This is a genomic window from Providencia sp. PROV208 (assembly GCF_028479465.1).
In the GTDB taxonomy this organism is placed as follows: Bacteria; Pseudomonadota; Gammaproteobacteria; order Enterobacterales; family Enterobacteriaceae; genus Providencia; species Providencia alcalifaciens.
In genome coordinates, this window is the sequence record NZ_JAMPNS010000003.1 from 245731 (window position 1) to 266511 (window position 20781).

The 20781-nt window shown below is 43.1% G+C and carries 16 protein-coding genes; 5 read left to right on the top strand and 11 right to left on the bottom strand.

Annotated features, from left to right (window positions below; all coding sequences use genetic code 11):
* Positions 1 to 44 precede the first annotated feature (44 nt).
* Both PR766_RS02940 and PR766_RS02945 read left to right on the top strand, forming a co-directional pair.
* Complete coding sequence (locus PR766_RS02940; protein WP_036963016.1) at positions 45 to 722, top strand: DedA family protein; 678 nt, start codon at positions 45 to 47, stop codon at positions 720 to 722.
* 125 nt (positions 723 to 847) lie between these two features.
* Positions 848 to 1747: a PhzF family phenazine biosynthesis protein gene (locus PR766_RS02945; RefSeq protein WP_006657158.1), complete on the top strand. Its 900-nt coding sequence runs from the start codon at positions 848 to 850 to the stop codon at positions 1745 to 1747.
* Between the two features lie 143 nt (positions 1748 to 1890).
* Here PR766_RS02945 and carB read toward each other — a convergent pair whose 3' ends face one another.
* The 8 genes from carB to ribF form a co-directional block, all read right to left on the bottom strand.
* Positions 1891 to 5112, bottom strand: a complete 3222-nt coding sequence (gene carB, locus PR766_RS02950; protein ID WP_006657157.1) for a carbamoyl-phosphate synthase large subunit — start codon at positions 5110 to 5112, stop codon at positions 1891 to 1893.
* 14 nt (positions 5113 to 5126) lie between these two features.
* Complete coding sequence (gene carA, locus PR766_RS02955; RefSeq protein WP_154631675.1) at positions 5127 to 6290, bottom strand: glutamine-hydrolyzing carbamoyl-phosphate synthase small subunit; 1164 nt, start codon at positions 6288 to 6290, stop codon at positions 5127 to 5129.
* A gap of 448 nt (positions 6291 to 6738) precedes the next feature.
* Entirely contained in the window at positions 6739 to 7560 is an 822-nt protein-coding gene (gene dapB, locus PR766_RS02960) for a 4-hydroxy-tetrahydrodipicolinate reductase (RefSeq protein WP_006657155.1), read from the bottom strand.
* A gap of 222 nt (positions 7561 to 7782) precedes the next feature.
* Entirely contained in the window at positions 7783 to 8736 is a 954-nt protein-coding gene (ispH, locus tag PR766_RS02965) for a 4-hydroxy-3-methylbut-2-enyl diphosphate reductase (RefSeq protein ID WP_006657154.1), read from the bottom strand.
* The gene (fkpB, locus tag PR766_RS02970) at positions 8717 to 9187 is read right to left on the bottom strand and encodes an FKBP-type peptidyl-prolyl cis-trans isomerase (protein ID WP_006657153.1); all 471 of its coding nucleotides are present in this window, start codon (positions 9185 to 9187) and stop codon (positions 8717 to 8719) included. The genes ispH and fkpB overlap by 20 nt, the downstream gene beginning before the upstream one ends.
* A gap of 102 nt (positions 9188 to 9289) precedes the next feature.
* Complete coding sequence (gene lspA / locus PR766_RS02975) at positions 9290 to 9793, bottom strand: signal peptidase II (protein WP_006657152.1); 504 nt, start codon at positions 9791 to 9793, stop codon at positions 9290 to 9292.
* Positions 9793 to 12603, bottom strand: coding sequence for an isoleucine--tRNA ligase (gene ileS, locus PR766_RS02980; protein ID WP_154636320.1), 2811 nt, complete (start codon positions 12601 to 12603; stop codon positions 9793 to 9795). Before ileS ends, lspA begins: the two co-directional genes overlap by 1 nt.
* 28 nt (positions 12604 to 12631) lie before the next feature.
* The gene (gene ribF, locus PR766_RS02985) at positions 12632 to 13570 is read right to left on the bottom strand and encodes a bifunctional riboflavin kinase/FAD synthetase (protein WP_006657150.1); all 939 of its coding nucleotides are present in this window, start codon (positions 13568 to 13570) and stop codon (positions 12632 to 12634) included.
* A gap of 599 nt (positions 13571 to 14169) precedes the next feature.
* Here ribF and rpsT point away from each other — a divergent pair.
* Positions 14170 to 14430 carry a 30S ribosomal protein S20 gene (gene rpsT / locus PR766_RS02990; protein WP_006662810.1) on the top strand — a complete coding sequence of 87 codons (261 nt, stop codon included), beginning with the start codon at positions 14170 to 14172 and terminating at the stop codon, positions 14428 to 14430.
* Positions 14431 to 14495: 65 nt separating this feature from the next.
* Here rpsT and nhaR read toward each other — a convergent pair whose 3' ends face one another.
* Together nhaR and nhaA are read right to left on the bottom strand one after the other, a co-directional pair.
* Complete coding sequence (gene nhaR / locus PR766_RS02995) at positions 14496 to 15419, bottom strand: transcriptional activator NhaR (RefSeq protein ID WP_006657147.1); 924 nt, start codon at positions 15417 to 15419, stop codon at positions 14496 to 14498.
* Positions 15420 to 15593: 174 nt separating this feature from the next.
* Positions 15594 to 16781 carry a Na+/H+ antiporter NhaA gene (gene nhaA / locus PR766_RS03000; protein ID WP_006657146.1) on the bottom strand — a complete coding sequence of 396 codons (1188 nt, stop codon included), beginning with the start codon at positions 16779 to 16781 and terminating at the stop codon, positions 15594 to 15596.
* A gap of 394 nt (positions 16782 to 17175) precedes the next feature.
* Here nhaA and PR766_RS03005 point away from each other — a divergent pair, with 394 nt between their 5' ends.
* Positions 17176 to 18024 (top strand): EamA family transporter, encoded by an 849-nt coding sequence (locus PR766_RS03005; protein WP_006657145.1) that lies wholly within the window; start codon positions 17176 to 17178, stop codon positions 18022 to 18024.
* An 89-nt stretch (positions 18025 to 18113) separates the two neighbouring features.
* Positions 18114 to 19514: an amidohydrolase gene (locus PR766_RS03010; protein ID WP_036963010.1), complete on the top strand. Its 1401-nt coding sequence runs from the start codon at positions 18114 to 18116 to the stop codon at positions 19512 to 19514.
* A 62-nt stretch (positions 19515 to 19576) separates the two neighbouring features.
* Here PR766_RS03010 and dnaJ read toward each other — a convergent pair whose 3' ends face one another.
* Positions 19577 to 20728, bottom strand: a complete 1152-nt coding sequence (gene dnaJ / locus PR766_RS03015; RefSeq protein WP_006662812.1) for a molecular chaperone DnaJ — start codon at positions 20726 to 20728, stop codon at positions 19577 to 19579.
* Positions 20729 to 20781: the final 53 nt, after the last annotated feature.

A 20781-nucleotide genomic window follows, 5' to 3' on the forward strand; every position in this document is an offset into this window, starting at 1 on the left:
AGATAGACCCCAATGATTCGCTTTATGCAGATACAGGAACGGTTATGGAAGTCATACGCGAAATCGTACTGGCACTTTGGCAACACGATTTTATGAAGCTCTCCAATCCAGAGGTGCTTTGGGTTATTTACACCATTCTCTTCATGGTGATTGTCTTAGAAAATGGAGTGCTCCCCGCTGCATTTTTACCGGGTGATACCCTTTTACTGCTTTCTGGCGCGTTGATCGCTAAAGGCGTTTTACACTTTATCCCCACTATTTTGCTATTAGCAACTGCCGCCAGCTTAGGGTGTTGGCTTGGATTTATTCAAGGTCGCTGGCTAAGCGAAACCAAAGTTGTTAAACGCTGGCTTTCTCAACTCCCTGAGGAATATCATAAAAAAGCCAATGATATGTTTAACCGCCAAGGCTTATATGCCCTCCTCATTGGGCGTTTCCTGGCATTCGTCAGAACGCTGTTACCACTGTTAGCGGGATTATCCGACCTTAGTCACCGCCGTTTTCAGTTATTTAACTGGCTTAGCGGATTATTGTGGGTCGGTATTATTGTGACTTTGGGTTATGCAATTAATCAAATTCCCTTTGTCAAAGAACACGAACAAATCGTCATTACCGCTCTGATGATCATCCCTGTTATCCTGTTGGTCAGCGGCTTAATTGGTTCCATTATCGTTTACTGGAAACACCGTAAGGCCCTAAAAGGCAGTAAAGAAAGCCAATAGTAAATCTATAAAATATAGCGACCAGTGTAGGCCTAACTACTTGGTCGCCTTAGTAAACCTACATTTTCACCCTCCACTAAATACCTAATAATAAGGTAGGCGCGTTTTATTACCTTGGAGTCACCATGTCATACGAGACCACACACGCATCAGAGTATGAAATCAACGTTTATCTTGTAAACTCATTTACCCGTGATAACACAGGTGGTAATCCCGCAGGAGTCATACTCAACCCGCCAGAACTCAGCGATACACAGAAAATAGAGATTGCTCGACAAGTAGGATTTTCCGAAACGGCTTTTGTCTATACTGGTGAAAGTGCAGGTGAAGAAACGGATTATAAAGTGGATTTCTTCACCCCTGAAAGTGAAGTCGACTTTTGTGGACATGCAACATTGGCTGTCTTTTTTACCCTATTTTCATTGAACCAGTTAGGCGCTGGCACCTACTCCCAAAAGACCAAAGCAGGTATTTTAAATGTTACGGTCAGTGCTGATGGCGTTATTATGGAGCAAGCACTCCCCATTACCCGCCAAGGACCCGATGTGAATGCCGTTGCTGCTGCATTAGGTATTCCAACCGAAACAATCACGAAAACGGGTTTGCCTATTGAAATTATCTCTACTGGATTACCTGATATTTTAGTTCCAGTGCAACCCAGTCAATTAGATAACTTAAAACCCAATTATGATGCTATCGCACAACTGAGCCGTGAATTCGATTCGATTGGTTTTCATGTGTTTGAGTTGAGCCGAGAGCTACCTTTCACCGCTCATTGTCGGAATTTCGCACCGCTGTATGGTATTAATGAAGAGTCCGCAACAGGCAGTGCTAGCGGTGCGTTAGGGTGCTATTTGGTCAAGCATGTTTTCCCTACTGAAAATCATTTTTTGTTAGAGCAAGGGCGGGCAATGGGATGCTCCTCGCAAATTCAAGTGGAAATTTCTCATCAAGATCAGGCTATCAGCCGAGTTTGTGTGGGTGGACAAGCCGCAACAATCGGTATCCAAACCGTCCATTTTTAGTCCCCCTAAAAACTGAAAAGCCACAACGTGTTTTGCCCGCGGTCTTTTGCTGTGACTATATTCCCTTTATTTCATTTTCAATAACTCATAAAAAACCCCAGTGGCAATAACGCCGCTGGGGTTAATAATTATCGAATCAATAATTATTTGATTAACGCATGCATCTCTTGCACAGAAATCACTTTATCAGTTGGATCTGCGCTGAGTGATAATGCCGTCGCGAAGCCGCCGTTTAGGGTTGTATCATAGTGAACTTTGTAACGTAGCGCGCTACCACGAATGAGTTTTGAATCTTCAATCGCTTGTCGACCTGCTGTTGTATTCACAATGTAGTTATACTCACCATTCTTAATGCGGTCTTGAATGTGCGGACGACCTTCGTGCACTTTGTTGACCAGACGAGGGTTAATACCCGCTTCTCCCAGAACAATCGCAGTTCCGTGAGTTGCGTCTAACTCAAAGCCGTGCTTCAGCAATTTGGCAGCTAAATCTACAACGCGAGTTTTATCACCTTCACGAACTGATAGTAGTGCGCGACCTGATTTTTTCATAGTTGAGTTGCTGCCTAACATCGCTTTAGCAAACGCTTCAGCAAATGTGCGTCCCACACCCATCACTTCACCTGTTGAGCGCATTTCAGGTCCAAGAATTGGGTCAACACCTTGGAATTTGTTAAATGGCAGAACAACTTCTTTCACCGAGTAGTAAGGTGGAATAACTTCTTGAGTCACGCCTTGCTGGGTCAATGTTTGCCCCGCCATCACGCGCGCGGCAACTTTCGCTAACTGCACACCTGTTGCTTTCGAGACGAATGGTACCGTTCTTGCTGCACGTGGGTTTACTTCAATCAGGTAAACTTCGTTATTCTTCACCGCGAACTGGACGTTCATCAGACCGCGAACGCGCAGTTCAAATGCAAGGCTACGCACTTGCTCACGCATGACATCCTGAATTTCTTGGCTTAATGTATAAGCTGGCAGTGAACACGCGGAGTCACCAGAGTGAACACCCGCTTGCTCAATGTGCTCCATAATTCCGCCAATTAGCACCATTTCACCGTCGCAGATGGCATCCACGTCAACTTCAATTGCATCATCTAGGAAGCGGTCTAACAATACTGGTGCGTCGTTAGAAACACTGACTGCGGTTTGGAAGTAGCGACGCAGGTCGATTTCATCGTATACGATTTCCATTGCTCGACCACCCAGAACATAAGATGGACGCACCACCAGCGGGTAACCAATCCCCGCAGCTTTTTCGACGGCTTGTTCGATAGTCGCAACCGTCGCGTTTTGTGGCTGTTTCAGGTTTAAGCGGTTAACAGCTTGTTGGAAACGCTCACGGTCTTCTGCACGGTCAATCGCATCTGGACTAGTACCAATCACCGGTACACCTGCAGCTTCTAACGCACGCGCTAATTTCAGTGGTGTTTGACCACCGTACTGAACAATGACGCCTTTCGGCTGTTCAATGCGCACGATTTCCAGCACATCTTCCAGTGTGACAGGTTCAAAATAGAGGCGGTCTGAAGTATCGTAGTCCGTTGAAACGGTTTCTGGGTTACAGTTCACCATGATGGTTTCATAACCATCTTCACGCAGCGCTAATGACGCGTGTACACAACAGTAGTCGAATTCAATACCTTGACCGATACGGTTTGGACCACCACCTAATACCATGATTTTTGGCTTGTCGCTGTTCGGGTTAGATTCGCATTCGTCTTCATAAGTGGAGTACATGTATGCAGTGTCGGTTGCAAACTCTGCCGCACAGGTATCTACACGCTTATAAACTGGGTGTAAATCATAACCTTGGCGTAATTTACGCAACTCCGCTTCAGAAACACCCACTAAGCTTGCCAGACGCGCATCCGCAAAACCTTTACGCTTCAGATGGCGTAAGAAATCTTTCGTCAGACCATTGATACCTAATTCTGCCACTTCGTTTTCTAAACGCACCAGCTCTTCAATTTGCACTAAGAACCAGCGGTCGATATTGGTCAGGTTGAAGATACCATCGATAGATAGGCCTGCGCGGAATGCATCAGCGATGTACCAAATACGGTCAGAGCCCGCATCTTTCAGTTCTCGACGAATGCGAGTTAACGATTCTGGGTCATCCTGGCTCACTTTCGGGTCGAAGCCTGTTGCGCCTACTTCCAGACCACGCAGTGCTTTTTGCATAGATTCTTGGAATGTGCGACCGATAGCCATCACCTCACCCACTGATTTCATTTGGGTGGTCAAACGGTCGTTGCTACCTGCGAATTTTTCGAAGTTAAAGCGTGGAATTTTGGTCACAACGTAGTCGATGGACGGTTCAAATGACGCCGGTGTGCGACCACCTGTAATGTCATTCATCAATTCATCAAGGGTGTAACCTACCGCAAGTTTTGCGGCAATTTTTGCAATTGGAAAGCCGGTTGCTTTTGACGCGAGTGCGGATGAACGAGAAACACGTGGGTTCATTTCGATAACGATTAAACGACCGTCTTTAGGGTTAACAGCGAACTGAACGTTAGAGCCCCCCGTTTCAACACCGATTTCACGCAATACTGCCATCGAGGCGTCACGCATGATTTGGTATTCTTTATCGGTCAGTGTTTGTGCAGGAGCCACAGTGATGGAGTCACCTGTGTGGATCCCCATTGCATCAAAGTTTTCAATCGAGCAGACGATAATACAGTTATCTTTCTTATCGCGTACGACTTCCATTTCATACTCTTTCCAGCCAATTAACGACTCATCAATTAAGAGTTCGTTAGTTGGGGATAAATCTAAGCCACGAGTACAGATTTCTTCAAATTCTTCACGGTTATATGCGATACCACCACCAGACCCCCCCATGGTGAATGATGGACGGATAATGCATGGGAAGCCGACATCATCAGCAACTGCATTCGCTTCTTCCATCGTATGGGCGATACCTGAACGAGCAGTACCTAAACCAATTTTTTTCATCGCTTTATCAAAGCGCTGGCGATCTTCTGCCTTATCAATTGCATCCGCAGTTGCACCAATCATGGTCACGCCAAATTCAGCGAGTACGCCTTGACGCTCAAGCTCTAGAGCACAGTTCAGCGCGGTTTGCCCACCCATGGTTGGTAATACTGCATCTGGGCGCTCTTTTTCAATAATTTTGCGGACCACTTCCCAGTGAATTGGCTCGATATATGTCGCATCAGCCATCTCTGGGTCGGTCATGATTGTCGCTGGGTTAGAGTTCACCAGAATAACGCGGTAGCCTTCTTCTCTTAGCGCTTTACACGCTTGTGCACCTGAATAGTCAAACTCACATGCTTGTCCGATAACAATCGGGCCCGCTCCAAGAATCAGAATGCTTTTAATATCTGTACGTTTTGCCATTGTCTTGCTCCCGATTATTTTGCGTTTGAACGTGGTGTGTTTTGACGATATTCATTAATTAAGTCAATGAAGTGGTCAAAAAGACCGGCAGCATCATGAGGGCCAGAACTGGCTTCTGGGTGACCTTGGAAACTGAATGCTGGTTTATCTGTGCGATGAATACCTTGTAAGGTGCCATCAAACAGAGATTTGTGTGTCACACGCAATGTGTCGGGTAATGTGGATTCATCAACCGCAAAACCGTGGTTTTGAGCCGTAATCATCACAACATCTTTATCTAAATCTTTGACTGGGTGGTTAGCACCGTGATGACCAAACTTCATTTTCACGGTATTGGCACCGCTCGCTAATGCTAATAGTTGGTGACCTAAGCAAATTCCAAAGACTGGAATATCAGTTTTCAAAAATTCTTGGATTGCGTTGATAGCATAGTCACAAGGTGCAGGGTCGCCAGGTCCGTTTGATAAGAAGATACCGTCTGGATTCATCGCTAAGACTGCTTCTGCTGGCGTTGTTGCAGGCACAACGGTTAATCGGCAGCCACGGTCAACCAACATACGTAGAATGTTGCGTTTCGCACCAAAGTCGTAAGCAACAACGTGTAATGGCAACTCGTCTTCTTTACTCGCAGCGGGTTGCCCTTCATCTAAGTTCCAAGAGCGTTGAGTCCAGCTGTAAATCTCTTTGGTGCAAACTTCTTTTGCTAAATCTAAACCATTTAAACCTGAGAAGCTGCGGGCTTTTTCTAAAGCCAGCGCCGCATCTGGGTTATCCCCTGCGATGATACAACCGTTTTGTGCACCTTTTTCTCTTAACAGGCGAGTTAGTTTTCGCGTGTCGATATCAGCGATAGCCACCACATTGTGGCGTTTCAGATATTCAGACAAGCCTTCCTGACCACGAAAGTTACTGTAGATTAATGGTAAGTCGCGAATGATAAGGCCTTGAGCATGTACGTTAGGAGATTCTTCGTCATCAGCATTAGTGCCGACATTACCAATATGGGGATAAGTGAGAGTAACAATTTGGCGGGAATAGGAAGGGTCAGTAATTATTTCTTGATATCCGGTCATTGAAGTATTGAAAACGACTTCTCCAATAGCGGCCCCTTCAGCACCAATGGCGCGCCCGTGGAATTGGGTTCCGTCTTCCAGAACCAATATAGCTGAGTTAATCAAAACATCCTCCGGAGAATAATCAATCATATTTTTTGCATATTAATTCAGATTTTGCGATCTAAATCAATGCCAAAATGAGTTTTTAAGCAAATTTTTGGCAAATTGCGCGCATTCTAATGATGGGATAGAGTCTTGTCTAGAAAAAAATGCATTTTTTTCACTTTTAGCTTACTTTTTTGCATTCTTACCTATTTTTTCTATAGAAGGCTAATGAAATAACTATTCATGGGTAAAAAAGCAAACGATTAATAGCGAAGAAAAGTGAAAAATGGATAATAGCGCAGACAATGGAGGATCTAAAGTGCAATTTTTGAGTAAAAAAGAGATAAAATAACAAAAAGACAATAAAAAATAAGAGCTACAATTATATTAAATAAATAGACACCAATAAATCAGAGACTTCAAATGAAGCCATCTGATTTTAAACAAAAAATTATTTTACAAAAAACTACAAATCATCAAGATTAAGGACATCTTTCATATTGTATAGTCCATCTTTCTTACCATTAACCCAAGATGATGCCCTTATCGCACCTTTAGCAAAGGTCATACGACTGGAAGCCTTGTGGCTTATTTCTACACGCTCGCCAATATCAGCAAACATTGCAGTATGCTCACCAACAATATCGCCAGCACGTACAGTAGCAAAACCAATCGTGCCTGGTTCACGCTCTCCGGTATAGCCTTCACGTGCATACACCGCGCACTCTTTCAGATCTTTGCCTAATGCATCCGCGATAGATTCACCCATCGCCAGCGCAGTACCTGAAGGTGCATCGACTTTATGACGATGATGAGCTTCAATAATTTCAATATCGGTGTAATCTCCCATCACTTTCGCCGCTTTTTCCAGTAATTTCAGCACCAGATTCACACCAACGCTAAAGTTAGCAGCGAAGACAATTGGGATAGATTTTGAGGCTTCAGCAATAGCCAATTTTCCTTGTTCATCAAACCCTGTGGTTCCAATGACCATGCCTTTTTGGTGAGATTGACAGAATGCTAAGTATTGCAAGGTGCCTTCAGGGCGAGTGAAATCAATCAGTACATCAAAATCATTAACGACAGAATCTAAGTGACCAACGACTTTCACTCCAATTTGCCCAATTCCCGCCAGTTCACCGGCATCGATGCCAATAAGTGAAGAGCCTTCTCGCTCAATAGCTGCGCCAAGTTGAATTCCGTCTTGTTCTTGTGCTGCTTGAATTAATTGGCGCCCCATGCGCCCACCCGCACCGACAATCGCAACGCGTACAGTTGAATCTGCCATTTTTGATCCTTTCGTAAATATTGAGGCGAAAACCAAAATAAAATCTTGGTTATACCTTAAAGAAACTTGAATCGGGACGCCAGCACTAATCTGGAGATATTAATAAAAGCGTAGAAAGAGGCGTGATTATCAGAAAAAATTGTATTGAGGGAGGAAAAATAAATAAAAATAGAAAATGATAGCCACTCATAAAGTCGCTATCATTATAATAAATTCAGTATCTTAGTTAATTTCTTTTACTTCAACGCGCAATTCTTTTGGGACTTCAAAAACGATGTTTTCTTCTCGTCCTTGTAACTCAACGACGGAATCTGCACCTAACTCTTTTAGTCTATCAATCACTTGGCGGACTAAAATATCGGGGGCTGAAGCTCCAGCGGTTAACCCAATAATACTCTTACCTTTTAACCACTCAGTTTGGATATCTTCCGCGCCATCAATCAGAAACGCAGCTTTACCCATTCTCGACGCTAACTCAGCTAAGCGGTTTGAGTTAGATGAATTTTTTGAGCCAACAACCAGCACGATATCCGCTTTCTCAGCCAATTCACGCGCCGCTTCTTGACGGTTAGTCGTTGCATAACAAATATCATCTTTACGAGGACCCACAATATTTGGGAATCGACGAGTTAATGCATCAATCACATCAGACGTATCATCTACAGACAGCGTAGTCTGAGTCATAAAGCTCAGGTTATTTTCATCTTTGACCTGTAATTTCCATACATCTTCAGGGCTTTCAACAAGGTACATACCCCCTTCAGGGTTATTGTACTGCCCCATTGTGCCTTCCACTTCAGGATGCCCAGCATGACCAATTAAAATAGCTTCTTTGCCTTTACGGCTCGCTCTCGCCACTTCCATATGAACTTTGGTGACTAATGGGCAGGTTGCATCAAATAACATGGTTAAATCACGTGAGCGAGCCTCTTGACGGATCGCTTGTGAAACGCCATGGGCTGAGAAAATCAAAATAGAGCCGTCAGGAACCTCTGAGATTTCCTCAATAAAAATAGCGCCACGCTGGCGTAAATCATCAACCACATAGCGGTTATGCACCACTTCATGGCGGACATAGATTGGTGCGCCATAAATTTCTAAAGCACGCTCAACAATACTGATTGCACGGTCAACACCCGCACAAAATCCACGAGGATTAGCCATTAATATTTGCATGGTGACTCTCCAATTGTGGGTCTATTTCAAGAACTTCAATTTCAAAAGTGATTTGTTGCTCAGCAAGCGGGTGATTAAAATCAACAGTGATTGACTCACCCTCAATAGCTTTTACAACGCCTGGCATTTCGCTGCCATTCATTGCTGTAAACAGCATGATGGTACCAATTTCAGGGGTCCCCGTTTCCATAAAATCACGTAATGAAAAGTATTGCACTAAATCTGGATTATGCTTCCCAAATACCGTATCCCCCGCGAGTGAAAATGTTTTCTTTTCACCTTCAGATAACCCAATCAGTTGAGCTTCTAATTCCGGTGATAGCGAATCATTTCCAAGGGCAAACAACGCAGGCTTTCCTTGTGCCTGAGAAGAATCCGCCGTTGAGCCATCTTCTAATTTCAGAGTGAAATTCAGTAAAACAGAACTCTGCGCCTGTATTTGAGTAGACATAACCTAAACCTGTTTTCCGTCATAAAGTTCAGCCCGGTACTTACCGGGCTGAAGTTATTTGTATGCAATATAGGACTTTATTTACCTATCGTGCTATCTGTTCTATTTGGCATCTTGCTGTTTGGGTTTATCTGGCAAAAAGCCTTCAAAAATCACCAATGCCGCACCAATACAAATCGCCATGTCAGCCAAATTAAAGGTTGGCCAATGCCAGTTGCCAACATAAAAATCGATGTAGTCAACCACAAAGCCATGTACTAATCGGTCAAATAAGTTACCGATCGCACCACCAATAATTAATGCATAAGCAATATTACTCAGCCGTTTCTTCACACTTTGGCGATACATCATCACCATGAGAATAATAGAGATGGCGATAGCTATGCCAGCAAAGAACCAGCGCTGCCAGCCGCCTTTATCCGCCAGAAAACTAAATGCCGCACCAAAGTTTTGGGCGTACATAATGTTAAAGTACGGAATTACAGGATGTGGTTCGTACAGAGTCAGCTCTTTTAAGACCAATTGCTTAATAGCTAAATCCGCGACGATAATCACAACCGTTAGCCACAGCCAACGCAAACCAGTAGAACAAATAGGTGTCTTCATTAAGCAAACTTACGTAATTCACCGTTTCCGGCTACGTTAGTCACACAGCGACCACAGATTTCAGGTTGTTCTGCCACTGCACCAATATCACTTGCGTAATGCCAGCAACGAGGACATTTTTCCCCAGCCGCTTTACTGAAGGTAATTTTCAGGCCTTTCAGCTCACTGTCTTTTGCATCTTCAGGAGCAGTAGCAATATCCGCTACACTTGCTTGAGATGTTAACAGTGCGAAGCGTAGTTCATCACCTAAGCTATTCAGCTTAGCCGCTAATGCGCTATCAGCATATAAAGTTACTGATGCTTCCAGTGAACCACCAATCAGCTTGTCGGTACGCGCTTGTTCTAATACTTTATTGACTTCACCACGTACGGCTAACAAATCTGCCCAGAAGTTATCATTCATCGCTTCAGATGAATCTAAGCCAAATAAACCATTGTACCACTCTTCTGTCAGAACAAACTGAGCACGCTCACCCGGTAACTCGTTCCAGATTTCATCAGACGTGAAGGACAGTACTGGTGCAATCCAGCGAACCAAGGCTTCCACAATATGGAACAGTGCAGTTTGGCAACTACGGCGCGCAAGGCTATCACTTTTCGCGGTATACTGGCGGTCTTTGATAATATCCAGATAGAATGAGCCCATCTCGATAGAGCAGAAATGCATTAAGCGTTGAATAACACCTAAGAAATCATACTCATCGTACGCTTTTGTAATCTCTTTTTGTGCTTCTAATGCACGACCAACCGCCCAGCGGTCTAACACCACCATATCTTCGGGTTTCACCATATCTGTTTCTGGATTGAAACCATTTAAGTTCGCCAGTAAGAAGCGAGCGGTGTTACGAATACGACGATAAGAATCTGCTGCACGTTTTAAAATTTCATCAGAGACCGCGATTTCACCCGTGTAGTCTGTTGATGCAACCCAAAGACGCAGAATATCAGCACCGAGCTTGTTCATTACATCTTGTGGGCTAACTGTATTACCTAACGATTTAGACATCTTACGACCTTGACCATCAACGGTGAAACCGTGAGTCAATACTTGGCGATAAGGTGCTTTACCTTTCATCGAGGTAGACAGCATCAGAGAAGACATGAACCAACCACGATGTTGGTCAGAACCTTCCAAATACATATCCGCAGAGTTACCGTGGAATTCAGGGCGAGCATCAACCACTGCAAAGTGGGTCGATCCTGAATCAAACCAAACGTCTAAGGTGTCTGGAACTTTACGATAAGTGTCAGCATCAGCGCCTAGCAGATCAGCCGGATCTAAATCCCACCATGCTTGAATACCATCGACTTCAACACGTTTAGCGACTTCTTCCATCAACTCTAAGGTACGCGGATGCAGTTCTTCGGTGTCTTTATGCACGAATAACGACATTGGAGTACCCCAAGTACGTTGACGCGAAATACACCAGTCAGGACGATTTTCGACCATTGATTCGATACGTGCACGACCCCAACCTGGGATCCACTGAACAATGTCGATCTCTTTCAGCGATTGTTCACGCAGACCATTTTTATCCATGCCGATAAACCATTGTGGTGTCGCACGGAAAATAACAGGGGTCTTATGACGCCAGCAACATGGATAGCTGTGAGAAATCGCTTTTTTGTACATCAGCAAGCCTTTCTCGCTCAGGATTTCCAGTACCACATCGTTAGCTTTAAAAATAAATAAGCCATCTAAGCTAGGGTAAGTATTTGGTAAGAAGCAGCCATCTGGACCGACTGGGTTCGCGGTTTCTAAGCCATATTTTTGACCCACAACATAGTCTTCAGGACCATGACCTGGTGCTGTATGGACTGCACCAGTACCGGCATCCAGAGTCACGTGGTCACCTAAAATTGCAGGAACATCGAAGCCCATAAATGGATGTTCAAATCGCAGCAACTCGAGTGCACTGCCGTCACATTCACCTAATACCGTCCATGACTCAATGCCTACAGTTTTCATGACATCTTCGACTAGATCAGTTGCCAGAATAACTAAATCGCCATTCGCGTCTACTAATGAATATTTGAATTCCGGATTCAGAGAAATCGCACGGTTAGCTGGCAATGTCCAAGGTGTAGTCGTCCAGATCACTAAAGATGGGACTTTGTCGCTGGACACACCAAATTTTTCGCAAACAGCTTTGCTATCTACCGCTGGGAAGCGAACGTAGATAGATGGGGAAGTTTTATCGTAATATTCAACTTCAGCTTCAGCCAATGAAGAACCACACGCTGTACACCAATGAACAGGCTTAGCACCCTTCACTAAGTGACCATTCGCGATAGTTTTTGCCAGAGCTCGGATGATGTTCGCTTCGGTTTTAAAATCCATTGTCAGATAAGGTTTGTCCCACTCACCTAACACACCTAAACGCATAAAATCAGCTTTTTGCCCTTCAATTTGCTCTTTAGCATATTCACGGCATTTTGCACGAAATTCAGCGGCGGAAACTTTTTCCCCTGGTTTACCTACAATTTGTTCAACTTTGTGTTCAATAGGTAAGCCGTGGCAGTCCCAACCAGGGATGTATGGGGAATCAAAGCCCGCCAACCCTTTGGATTTAATAATAATATCTTTGAGAATTTTGTTTACTGAGTGACCAATATGAATACTACCGTTAGCATACGGAGGACCATCGTGCAGAATAAACGTTTTCTTGCCCGATTTTGCTTTACGGATTGCTTGATACAAACCTTCTTTGTACCAGCGTTCTAACATCTGTGGTTCGCGTTTAGCGAGATCGCCACGCATTGGGAACCCTGTTTCTGGTAGATTCAGGGTATTTTTATAGTCACTCATCGATTCTCAGTTCCAATTTTCCGCTAAATTATCTGATTCCAATTGCAGCGAGGTATTCTCTTGCTGCAACTACATCATTAGCAATTTGCTCCTTCAGCGCGTCCAACGAAGCAAACCGCTGTTCATCACGTAACTTTTTACGCAACACAACATCAATATGACGCCCATATAAATCCATATGTGCATCAATCAGATGGACTTCTAACTGGGTACCTTTTCCAGATACCGTTGGGCGTGTACCAATATTTGCCACACCCGGCACAGGCTTATCACCCAAGCCATGAACTTCTACAGCATACACACCTGTAACAGGCGTGACTAAACGTTTTAACGGTAGGTTTGCCGTCGGAAAACCTATTGTTCGACCTAACTGATTACCATGAACCACTCGCCCGCTGATACGGTAAGTGTGCCCGAGTAAATTTTCAGCTAATGGCAGATCATTGTTTTGAATCGCTTTACGGATTGCTGTGCTGCTGACACGCACACCTGAATCACAAAAGCTTTCCGTGTCGGCAACTTCAAAACCAAACTTTTGACCCGCTTGCTGTAAAAAAGCAAAATCTCCCATGCGATTTTTTCCAAATCGGAAATCATCACCAATGGCGAGATATTTCACACCGAGTTTATCGACCAACAAGTCAGATACAAAAGCATCAGGTGTTAATGAGGCAAAATGCTGGTTAAATTCCACACATAACAGATAATCGACCCCGCTATCTGCAAGGTACTTCACTTTATCTCTTAGGCGTGTCAAACGCGCAGGCGCCTTGTCACCCGTAAAAAACTCAAGGGGCTGTGGTTCAAAAATCATCACAACAGTTGGTAAACCTAACTGCTTACCCTTAAGCTTCAAATTTTGAAGTAACACTTGGTGCCCACGATGAACACCATCAAAATTACCAATAGTCAGTACGCAACCATGATGGTACGACCGGATATTTTGTATACCGCGAATTAGCTCCATAACTGGCTCAATACCGAGGAAATTGCAGGATTATACCTTGTACGACGCATAAGGTTAACCTAAGTTCGTAAAAGCTTTCATTAAACCCTATTTTTTTGATCTCTACACTATTTAATCCGATGATTTTACACTGCGAAGCATCTTTCTGCACGACACTGCGCCATTGAATCTCATCCTTGTGGGTAAACAAATCAAAAAAGTTTGGATAACCAATAGATTATCAATACAACAAATTTACTCGGAGATCTCTAAAAATATTTAATTTTTATAGTTTTCTTATCATCCATTTTGGATCGCAAACCAAACTGTATAAAAAACAACCTACTGGCAACCAAATTTTCTCTTGATGAATGATGGATATCACTAAAATATTTTTTTCTGCAAAATGATTTAAAATATCTTCCATCAATTATGCTTTTTTTCACGCTCAGATCTGTATTCTTCTGATATTTACTGATAGAATCTTGCACCATTCACAACGCATTGGCATCGAAGTACACGATGTTTATTTGCACAAATCCATTGACAAATGAAGGGCGAAAGGGCATATTCCTTGACCTTTAAATTGTCCTCAATAGAATACATTTGGGAGTTGGACCTTGGCTAATATCAAATCAGCTAAGAAACGTGCCGTTCAATCAGAGAAACGTCGCCAGCACAACGCTAGCCGTCGCTCTATGGTACGTACTTTTATTAAGAAAGTTTACCTTGCTATCGCTGCAGGCGATAAAGAAGCTGCTCAGAAAGCATTCAATGACATGCAACCTATTGTTGATCGCCACGCTAGCAAAGGCCTGATCCACAAAAACAAAGCAGCACGTCATAAAGCTAACTTAGTTGCTCAAATCAAAGCAATGTAATTTCGCTTCTTGATTATTAAAAAAACCGGCTTAGGCCGGTTTTTTTGTCTGCAAAATTTATCGCTCTACACTTTCTGTTCTAAATTATTGAATGGCGCTGAGAATAACTCAGAAAAATCTTTGTTGCAGACCCGTTGCACTGCTGGATGTTGGATCATCCGTTCCGCAAAAATTACGTAATATTCTTCTTTAACGCTATCTAAACACCCAATCTCTTGCACTTCATCATCAGCAAAAATATCTTTTGCATACAAAGAAGGTGCCACAAAAATAGCATTGTGATACATCCCAAATGCTTTCATTAAAGCTGCATCATCAAATTCACCTAGCACTTCCACTTGCAGGTTTTTATTGCGAATCCATGTTAATAAATGACGACCTAACATAGAGCGACGCCCAGGAATTAATAACCGACGCTCCTCAAGACATTCAGGGAATGGTTTCTTCGGTACAGGCTGACGACAGAAAAAACTGACGCTGCATTCACCTAATTTTACGGAAAATAGCCCCTCTTGCTGTGAAGAGTCCACCGGACAATCAGACAAAATCATATCCAGTTTATGTTGGCTTAATTGCTCTAATAACAATTCATGCGTAGATTCAAAACAGCGTAAATGAATTTGTTCATGTTCCACAACTGCCGTTTCTAGTACTCGACTTACCAAGCGTTTCGATAATGCATCAGCCACACCCACATCAAATAGCAGATTTGATTCTCTGCTGTAGTTGACAATATCCAGCATTTCTTGGCTGAGCATGAACATTTTGTCTGCATAACGGAAAATAAGCTGTCCCAATTCCGAAGGAACTAATCCTCGACCTTGACGCTTAAATAATTTGCCACCTAAACGCTCTTCTAGCGCCTTAATTTGCCCAGTAATTGTTTGTGGAGTCAGGTAAAGAGCTTCAGCAGCCCCGACAACAGAGCCTTCCTTACAAACATGCCAGAAATAGTAAAGGTGGTTAAAATTAAGATGTGAAACCCGCATATCGATTCCTTTTGTATCGCCAATAATTATCGTAGTACATACTGACCATACGCTTTACCCGTACCCCGTAATCGGGAGTTATAAGTTAAAATACCCGCAGTATGCAACTCATACCGCGGGCATATCATAGAAGATTAACTCGAAAATTCTTACTAATAATTACGTCTATTATGTTTATTCTTCACTACTGAGTGCGTTTTTTGGTTTCGGTAACACGACTCTTAACATAAAGTACCCAAGCACTGCTGCTGTTGTCGAACCGATTAAAATACCCAACCTAGAGTAGGTACTATACACCTCATCAAGTCCTTCAAAGGCAAGACCAGTGATGAAGATAGACATAGTAAAACCGATCCCACAAAGCACTGAAACCGCAAATACTTGCTTCAAGTTAATCGATGCTGGCAGTTTCGCCAACCCTACTTTTACCGAAATCCAGCTAAATAAGAAAATACCGACTGGTTTGCCTAATATTAACCCCGCCGCGACACCAAGTGGTAATGAACTCATTAACCCATCAAAAGTGACGCCATTGAGCTGTACCCCTGAGTTTGCAAACGCAAAAATTGGCAAAATTAAATAAACAACCCAAGGGTGTAGCACATGCTCCAACTCTTCTGAGGGTTTTGTATTGTTTGTGCCTCTTAATGGAATTAAGAAACCGACAATCACCCCAGCCAGCGTGGCATGAACTCCTGATTTTAAAATACAGACCCATAAAATAAGGCCGATCACTAAGTAAGCCGCTGTATTCTCTACTCGACGCCAGTTCATCATACAAAGAATCGCCACACACAACGCCGCTAAACTCAATGCGATGACAGACACTGAACTTGTGTAAAAGAAGGCGATAATCACAATAACACCCAGGTCATCAATGATAGCTAACGCCAACAAGAATACTTTCAGTTCCGTAGGAACTCGCTTACCCAGCAGCGCCATCACGCCTAACGCAAACGCGATATCTGTTGCGGCAGGGATAGCCCATCCTTGACGAGTAATATCGTCTGCACCATTAAACGCTAGATAAACTAACGCGGGTGCAATCATTCCACCCACAGCAGCGATTGCTGGAAATATTGCTTTATCGCGCCCCGCGAGGGATCCTTCCAATAATTCACGCTTTACCTCTAAACCTACAACAAGGAAAAAGATCGCCATTAAAAAATCATTAATCCATAGAATCAGAGGTTTATCTAATCCAAATGAGGAAATTTTAATGGATACCGGAATATCTAAAAATTGCTGGTAAGCTCCCTGTAATGGCGTGTTAGCCATTATTAAAGCGACGATGGCAGCAATAATTAGGAGTAGCCCTCCTGCTGCTTCTAACTTTAAAAATTTACGAATAATTGCTGTCATATGAATAACCTCAAAAAATATTTTTGAATGTTAATATTATGATAATCATTAATTCGTAAAAAATCGTTTATTTATCCATTAATGATCGTAATTTCCGAGCATTTGATAATTGAGATCACAACGAATGATAATAAATCGTTAATTTAACTATAGGCAACTATTCTAAAAACCAACAATAAATTTATTAAGTTAAGCACTTTAAAAATTCAAATTTTTTAGAGACTAAGGAAAAATAATTGTTCTGGAAAGCCTAAAAAATCATTTATTTTTTGATTTTCGAAGCCCTTCGCAAAAATAAAAGCCCCTTTCCGCTATTCCTTGTGAGTCCCTTCATAAAAAAGCCACTTTGTGTGATACTCAGGCATCCCTTGGGCAATCATTATTTCTCTATATTATGTCTCTATACGTTCTGCTTTCTGTGCTGTTTGCCGCGTTTTGTCATGCCAGTTGGAACGCTCTCGTTAAATTTGGTAATGACCGTTTCTTCGGTCTAGTGATGATTGCCGTTTTTTCAGGTATTTTAACCATTCCCGCGCTATTTTGGTTTGGGCTCCCGACACCTGAAGCGGTGCCATGGTTAATTTTGTCGGTATTCTTTCATATCGGTTATATCTACTTTCTCAGCCAAGCATACAACCATGGCGATCTCAGCCAGATTTACCCTATTTCTCGGGGTTCTGCTCCGTTAATTACTGCGTTATTAAGTATTGTTTTATTTAATGAATCCCTACCATTCATGAGTTTTGTTGGAATTATATTTATCATTTCAGGGGTGATCGCCATCGCTTTTGCAGGGCGAAAATTTTCATTGAATATCAAAGGAAAGGCTCTAATTTTTGCATTATCCACCGCCTTTTTTACTGCCTGCTATACCCTCTCTGATGGCTATGGTTCAAGAGCCAGCCAAGATCCGATTGTCTATACCTTATGGCTATTCTTACTTAATGGCGCAGTACTCGCGATCCCCGGAGTAATGAAATATAAAAGTTCACTCCTACACGGATTTCAACAATATTGGCGTTCGGGATTACTCGGTGGGTTAATGCAACTAATTAGTTATGGCATCGCAATCTGGGCTATGAGCCAAGCGCCTATCGTTATTGTTGCTGCCATCCGTGAAACCAGCGTTCTCTTCGCTATGTTTCTCTCAATTGTATTTCTCAAGGAAAAATTTAATGCCATGCGAGTACTTGCTTGTATTGTCATTTTACTTGGGGTGTTACTTGCAAAACTATCCAGTTAAGATAGTGATGTTATGAATGTGTTTTTCACATCCTATTTTCAACACCAATAATATTTAGCGTTAATTTTTCATTTAGTCATGAGGTAAAAATGACCTTACTCCGATCTTTAGTTGCCATGTCAATGATAGCAGCGCCAATAGCGGCACTTGCCGCCACACCAGCGGATTTAATGATTGTTGATGGAACCATTTTGACGATGGATGCCCACAATAAAGTTATTGAAAATGGCACTGTCGTTATTGATAAAAACAAAATTGTGGCGGTGGGTGGTCCTGAACTCACCAAGCAATATACTGCCAAAAAACAACTTAATGTTGATGGTGATATTGTCATGCCAGGATTAATCAATACCCACACTCATGCATCAATGACAGTATTTCGCTCCCTTGCTGATGATGTACCAGATCGATTACACCGCTACATTTTTCCATTAGAAAGTAAGATGGTTTCCCGAGAAATGGTGCGGGTAGGCGCTAACTTAGCCAATGTCGAGATGCTAAAAGGGGGCGTTACCACATACGTAGATATGTACTATTTTGAAGATGAAGTAGCAAAAACTGTCGATAAAATTGGTATGCGTGCAATCCTTGGTGAATCTGTTATTAAATTCCCAGTTGCTGATGCCCAAAATGCGGATGAAGGCATCGCCTATGCAGTGAATTTTATCAATCAATACAAAGATCATCCTCGCATTACGCCAGCTTTTGCACCTCATGCCCCTTATACCAATACTACCGAGCATTTACAGAAAATTTCCAAACTTTCTCAAGAGCTTGATGTCCCCGTTATGATCCACTTAGCGGAAACCGACCGAGAACAAGAAGAAATTGCCAAACGTACTGGAGGCAAAAGCCCAGTGCAATACATGGCGGATATTGGTGCATTAAACAGTAAAGTGATCGCAGCTCATGCCATTATGGTCAATGACAGCGATATCGACCTCCTCAAGCAATACGATGTCGGAGTCGCGCATAATGTCAGCGCGAATACAAAATCAGCCAAGGGCGTTGCCCCTGTCACCGCCATGTTAGCGAAAGGGGTTCGCGTAGGCTTAGGAACTGATGGCCCTATGTCGAGCAATACCTTAACAACCATGAATGAACTTAATTTAGTCGGTAAAATTCATAAGCTTGAGAATAAAGATAGAGCCGCGATGCCACCGATAACCGTGGTTGAACTAGCGACTAAAGGCTCCGCGAAAGCGATTCATATGGAAGATAAATTAGGGTCTCTTGAAGCAGGGAAGTTGGCGGATATCATTGTTGTTGATACTAAATCACCTAATATGGTACCGATGTACAGCCCTTATGCCGCTCTCGTTTATGGTGCTAATGCATCCAATGTACGTCATTCTATCGTTGATGGAAGCCTACTAATGGAAGATCGTAAAGTGCTCACAGTAGATGAAAGTGCCATTGTGAAAGAAGCTCTGCAATTTGCGGATCAAGTTCGAAAAACTGTCATTGATAGTGGCGAGGTCGTCAAATAAAAAAATGGCTGATTCAGTATTTCACTGGATCAGCCATTATTTTTTACTGAGAGATCAAACCATTATTTGTTGGTGAGATCATCAAAGAATTTCTTCACGCCATCTAAAAAACGTTTTGAACGTGGGCTATTTTTTTCGCCCCCAGAGCCACCTAACGATTCACCAAACTCTCTAAGCAACTCTTTTTGTTTCTCATTCAGTTTCACTGGCGTTTCAACAACAATGTGACACATTAAGTCACCTTGCATTCCACCACGCACTGATTTCACGCCCTTACCTTTCATACGGAATGTTTTACCCGTTTGGGTTTCCGCAGGAATTTTCAGTTTAACGCGCCCATCAAGTGTTGGCACTTCGATTTCGCCACCCAGTGCTGCCGTTGCAAAGTTGATTGGTACTTCGCAATGTAAGTTATTACCATCACGCTCAAAAATATCGTGAGGTAAAACGTGCATTTGAACGAATAAATCACCTGCTGGTGCGCCATTTGCTCCGGCTTCACCCTCACCTGATAAACGAACGCGGTCACCAGTATCAACCCCAGCAGGGATCTTAACGGATAAGGTTTTGTATTTCTCTACGCGACCTTGACCATGACATTTATTGCATGGGTCTTTGATAATTTTTCCGCGACCGTGACAGGTTGGACAAGCTTGTTGCACTGAGAAGAAACCTTGGCGCATATGGACTTGCCCCATACCATGACAGGTTTGGCAAGTTTCCGCACTCGTCCCCGGTTTCGCACCACTACCGTGGCACACATCACAACTTTCAAGTGTTGGGATACGGATCTCTTTGGTCACTCCACGGACTGCTTCTTCAAGAGTCAGTTCCATGTTGTATTGCAGATCAGAACCACGGCTTGGGCGCTGTTGGCGTCGACCTCCACCAAAAATGTCACCGAAGATGTCACCAAAAATATCACTATTGAAGTCGCCGCCACCAAAGCCGCCGAATCCACCGCCACCGCCGCCCATACCGCCTTGTTCAAACGCGGCATGACCATATTGATCATAAGCTGCACGTTTTTGCTCGTCGGATAGGACTTCGTAAGCTTCTTTTATCTCTTTAAATTTCTCTTCCGCTTCATCTTTTTTCTCCTGATTACGGTCAGGATGGTGCTTCATCGCTAAGCGCTTATACGCTCGCTTGATGTCTTTGTCTGAAGCATTTTTTTCGAGGCCTAAAACCTCATAAAAATCTCTTTTCGCCATTTATTTTTCCCTTAACATGCAGACACGGGCGCAGAGTTCCCTCAACGCCCGTG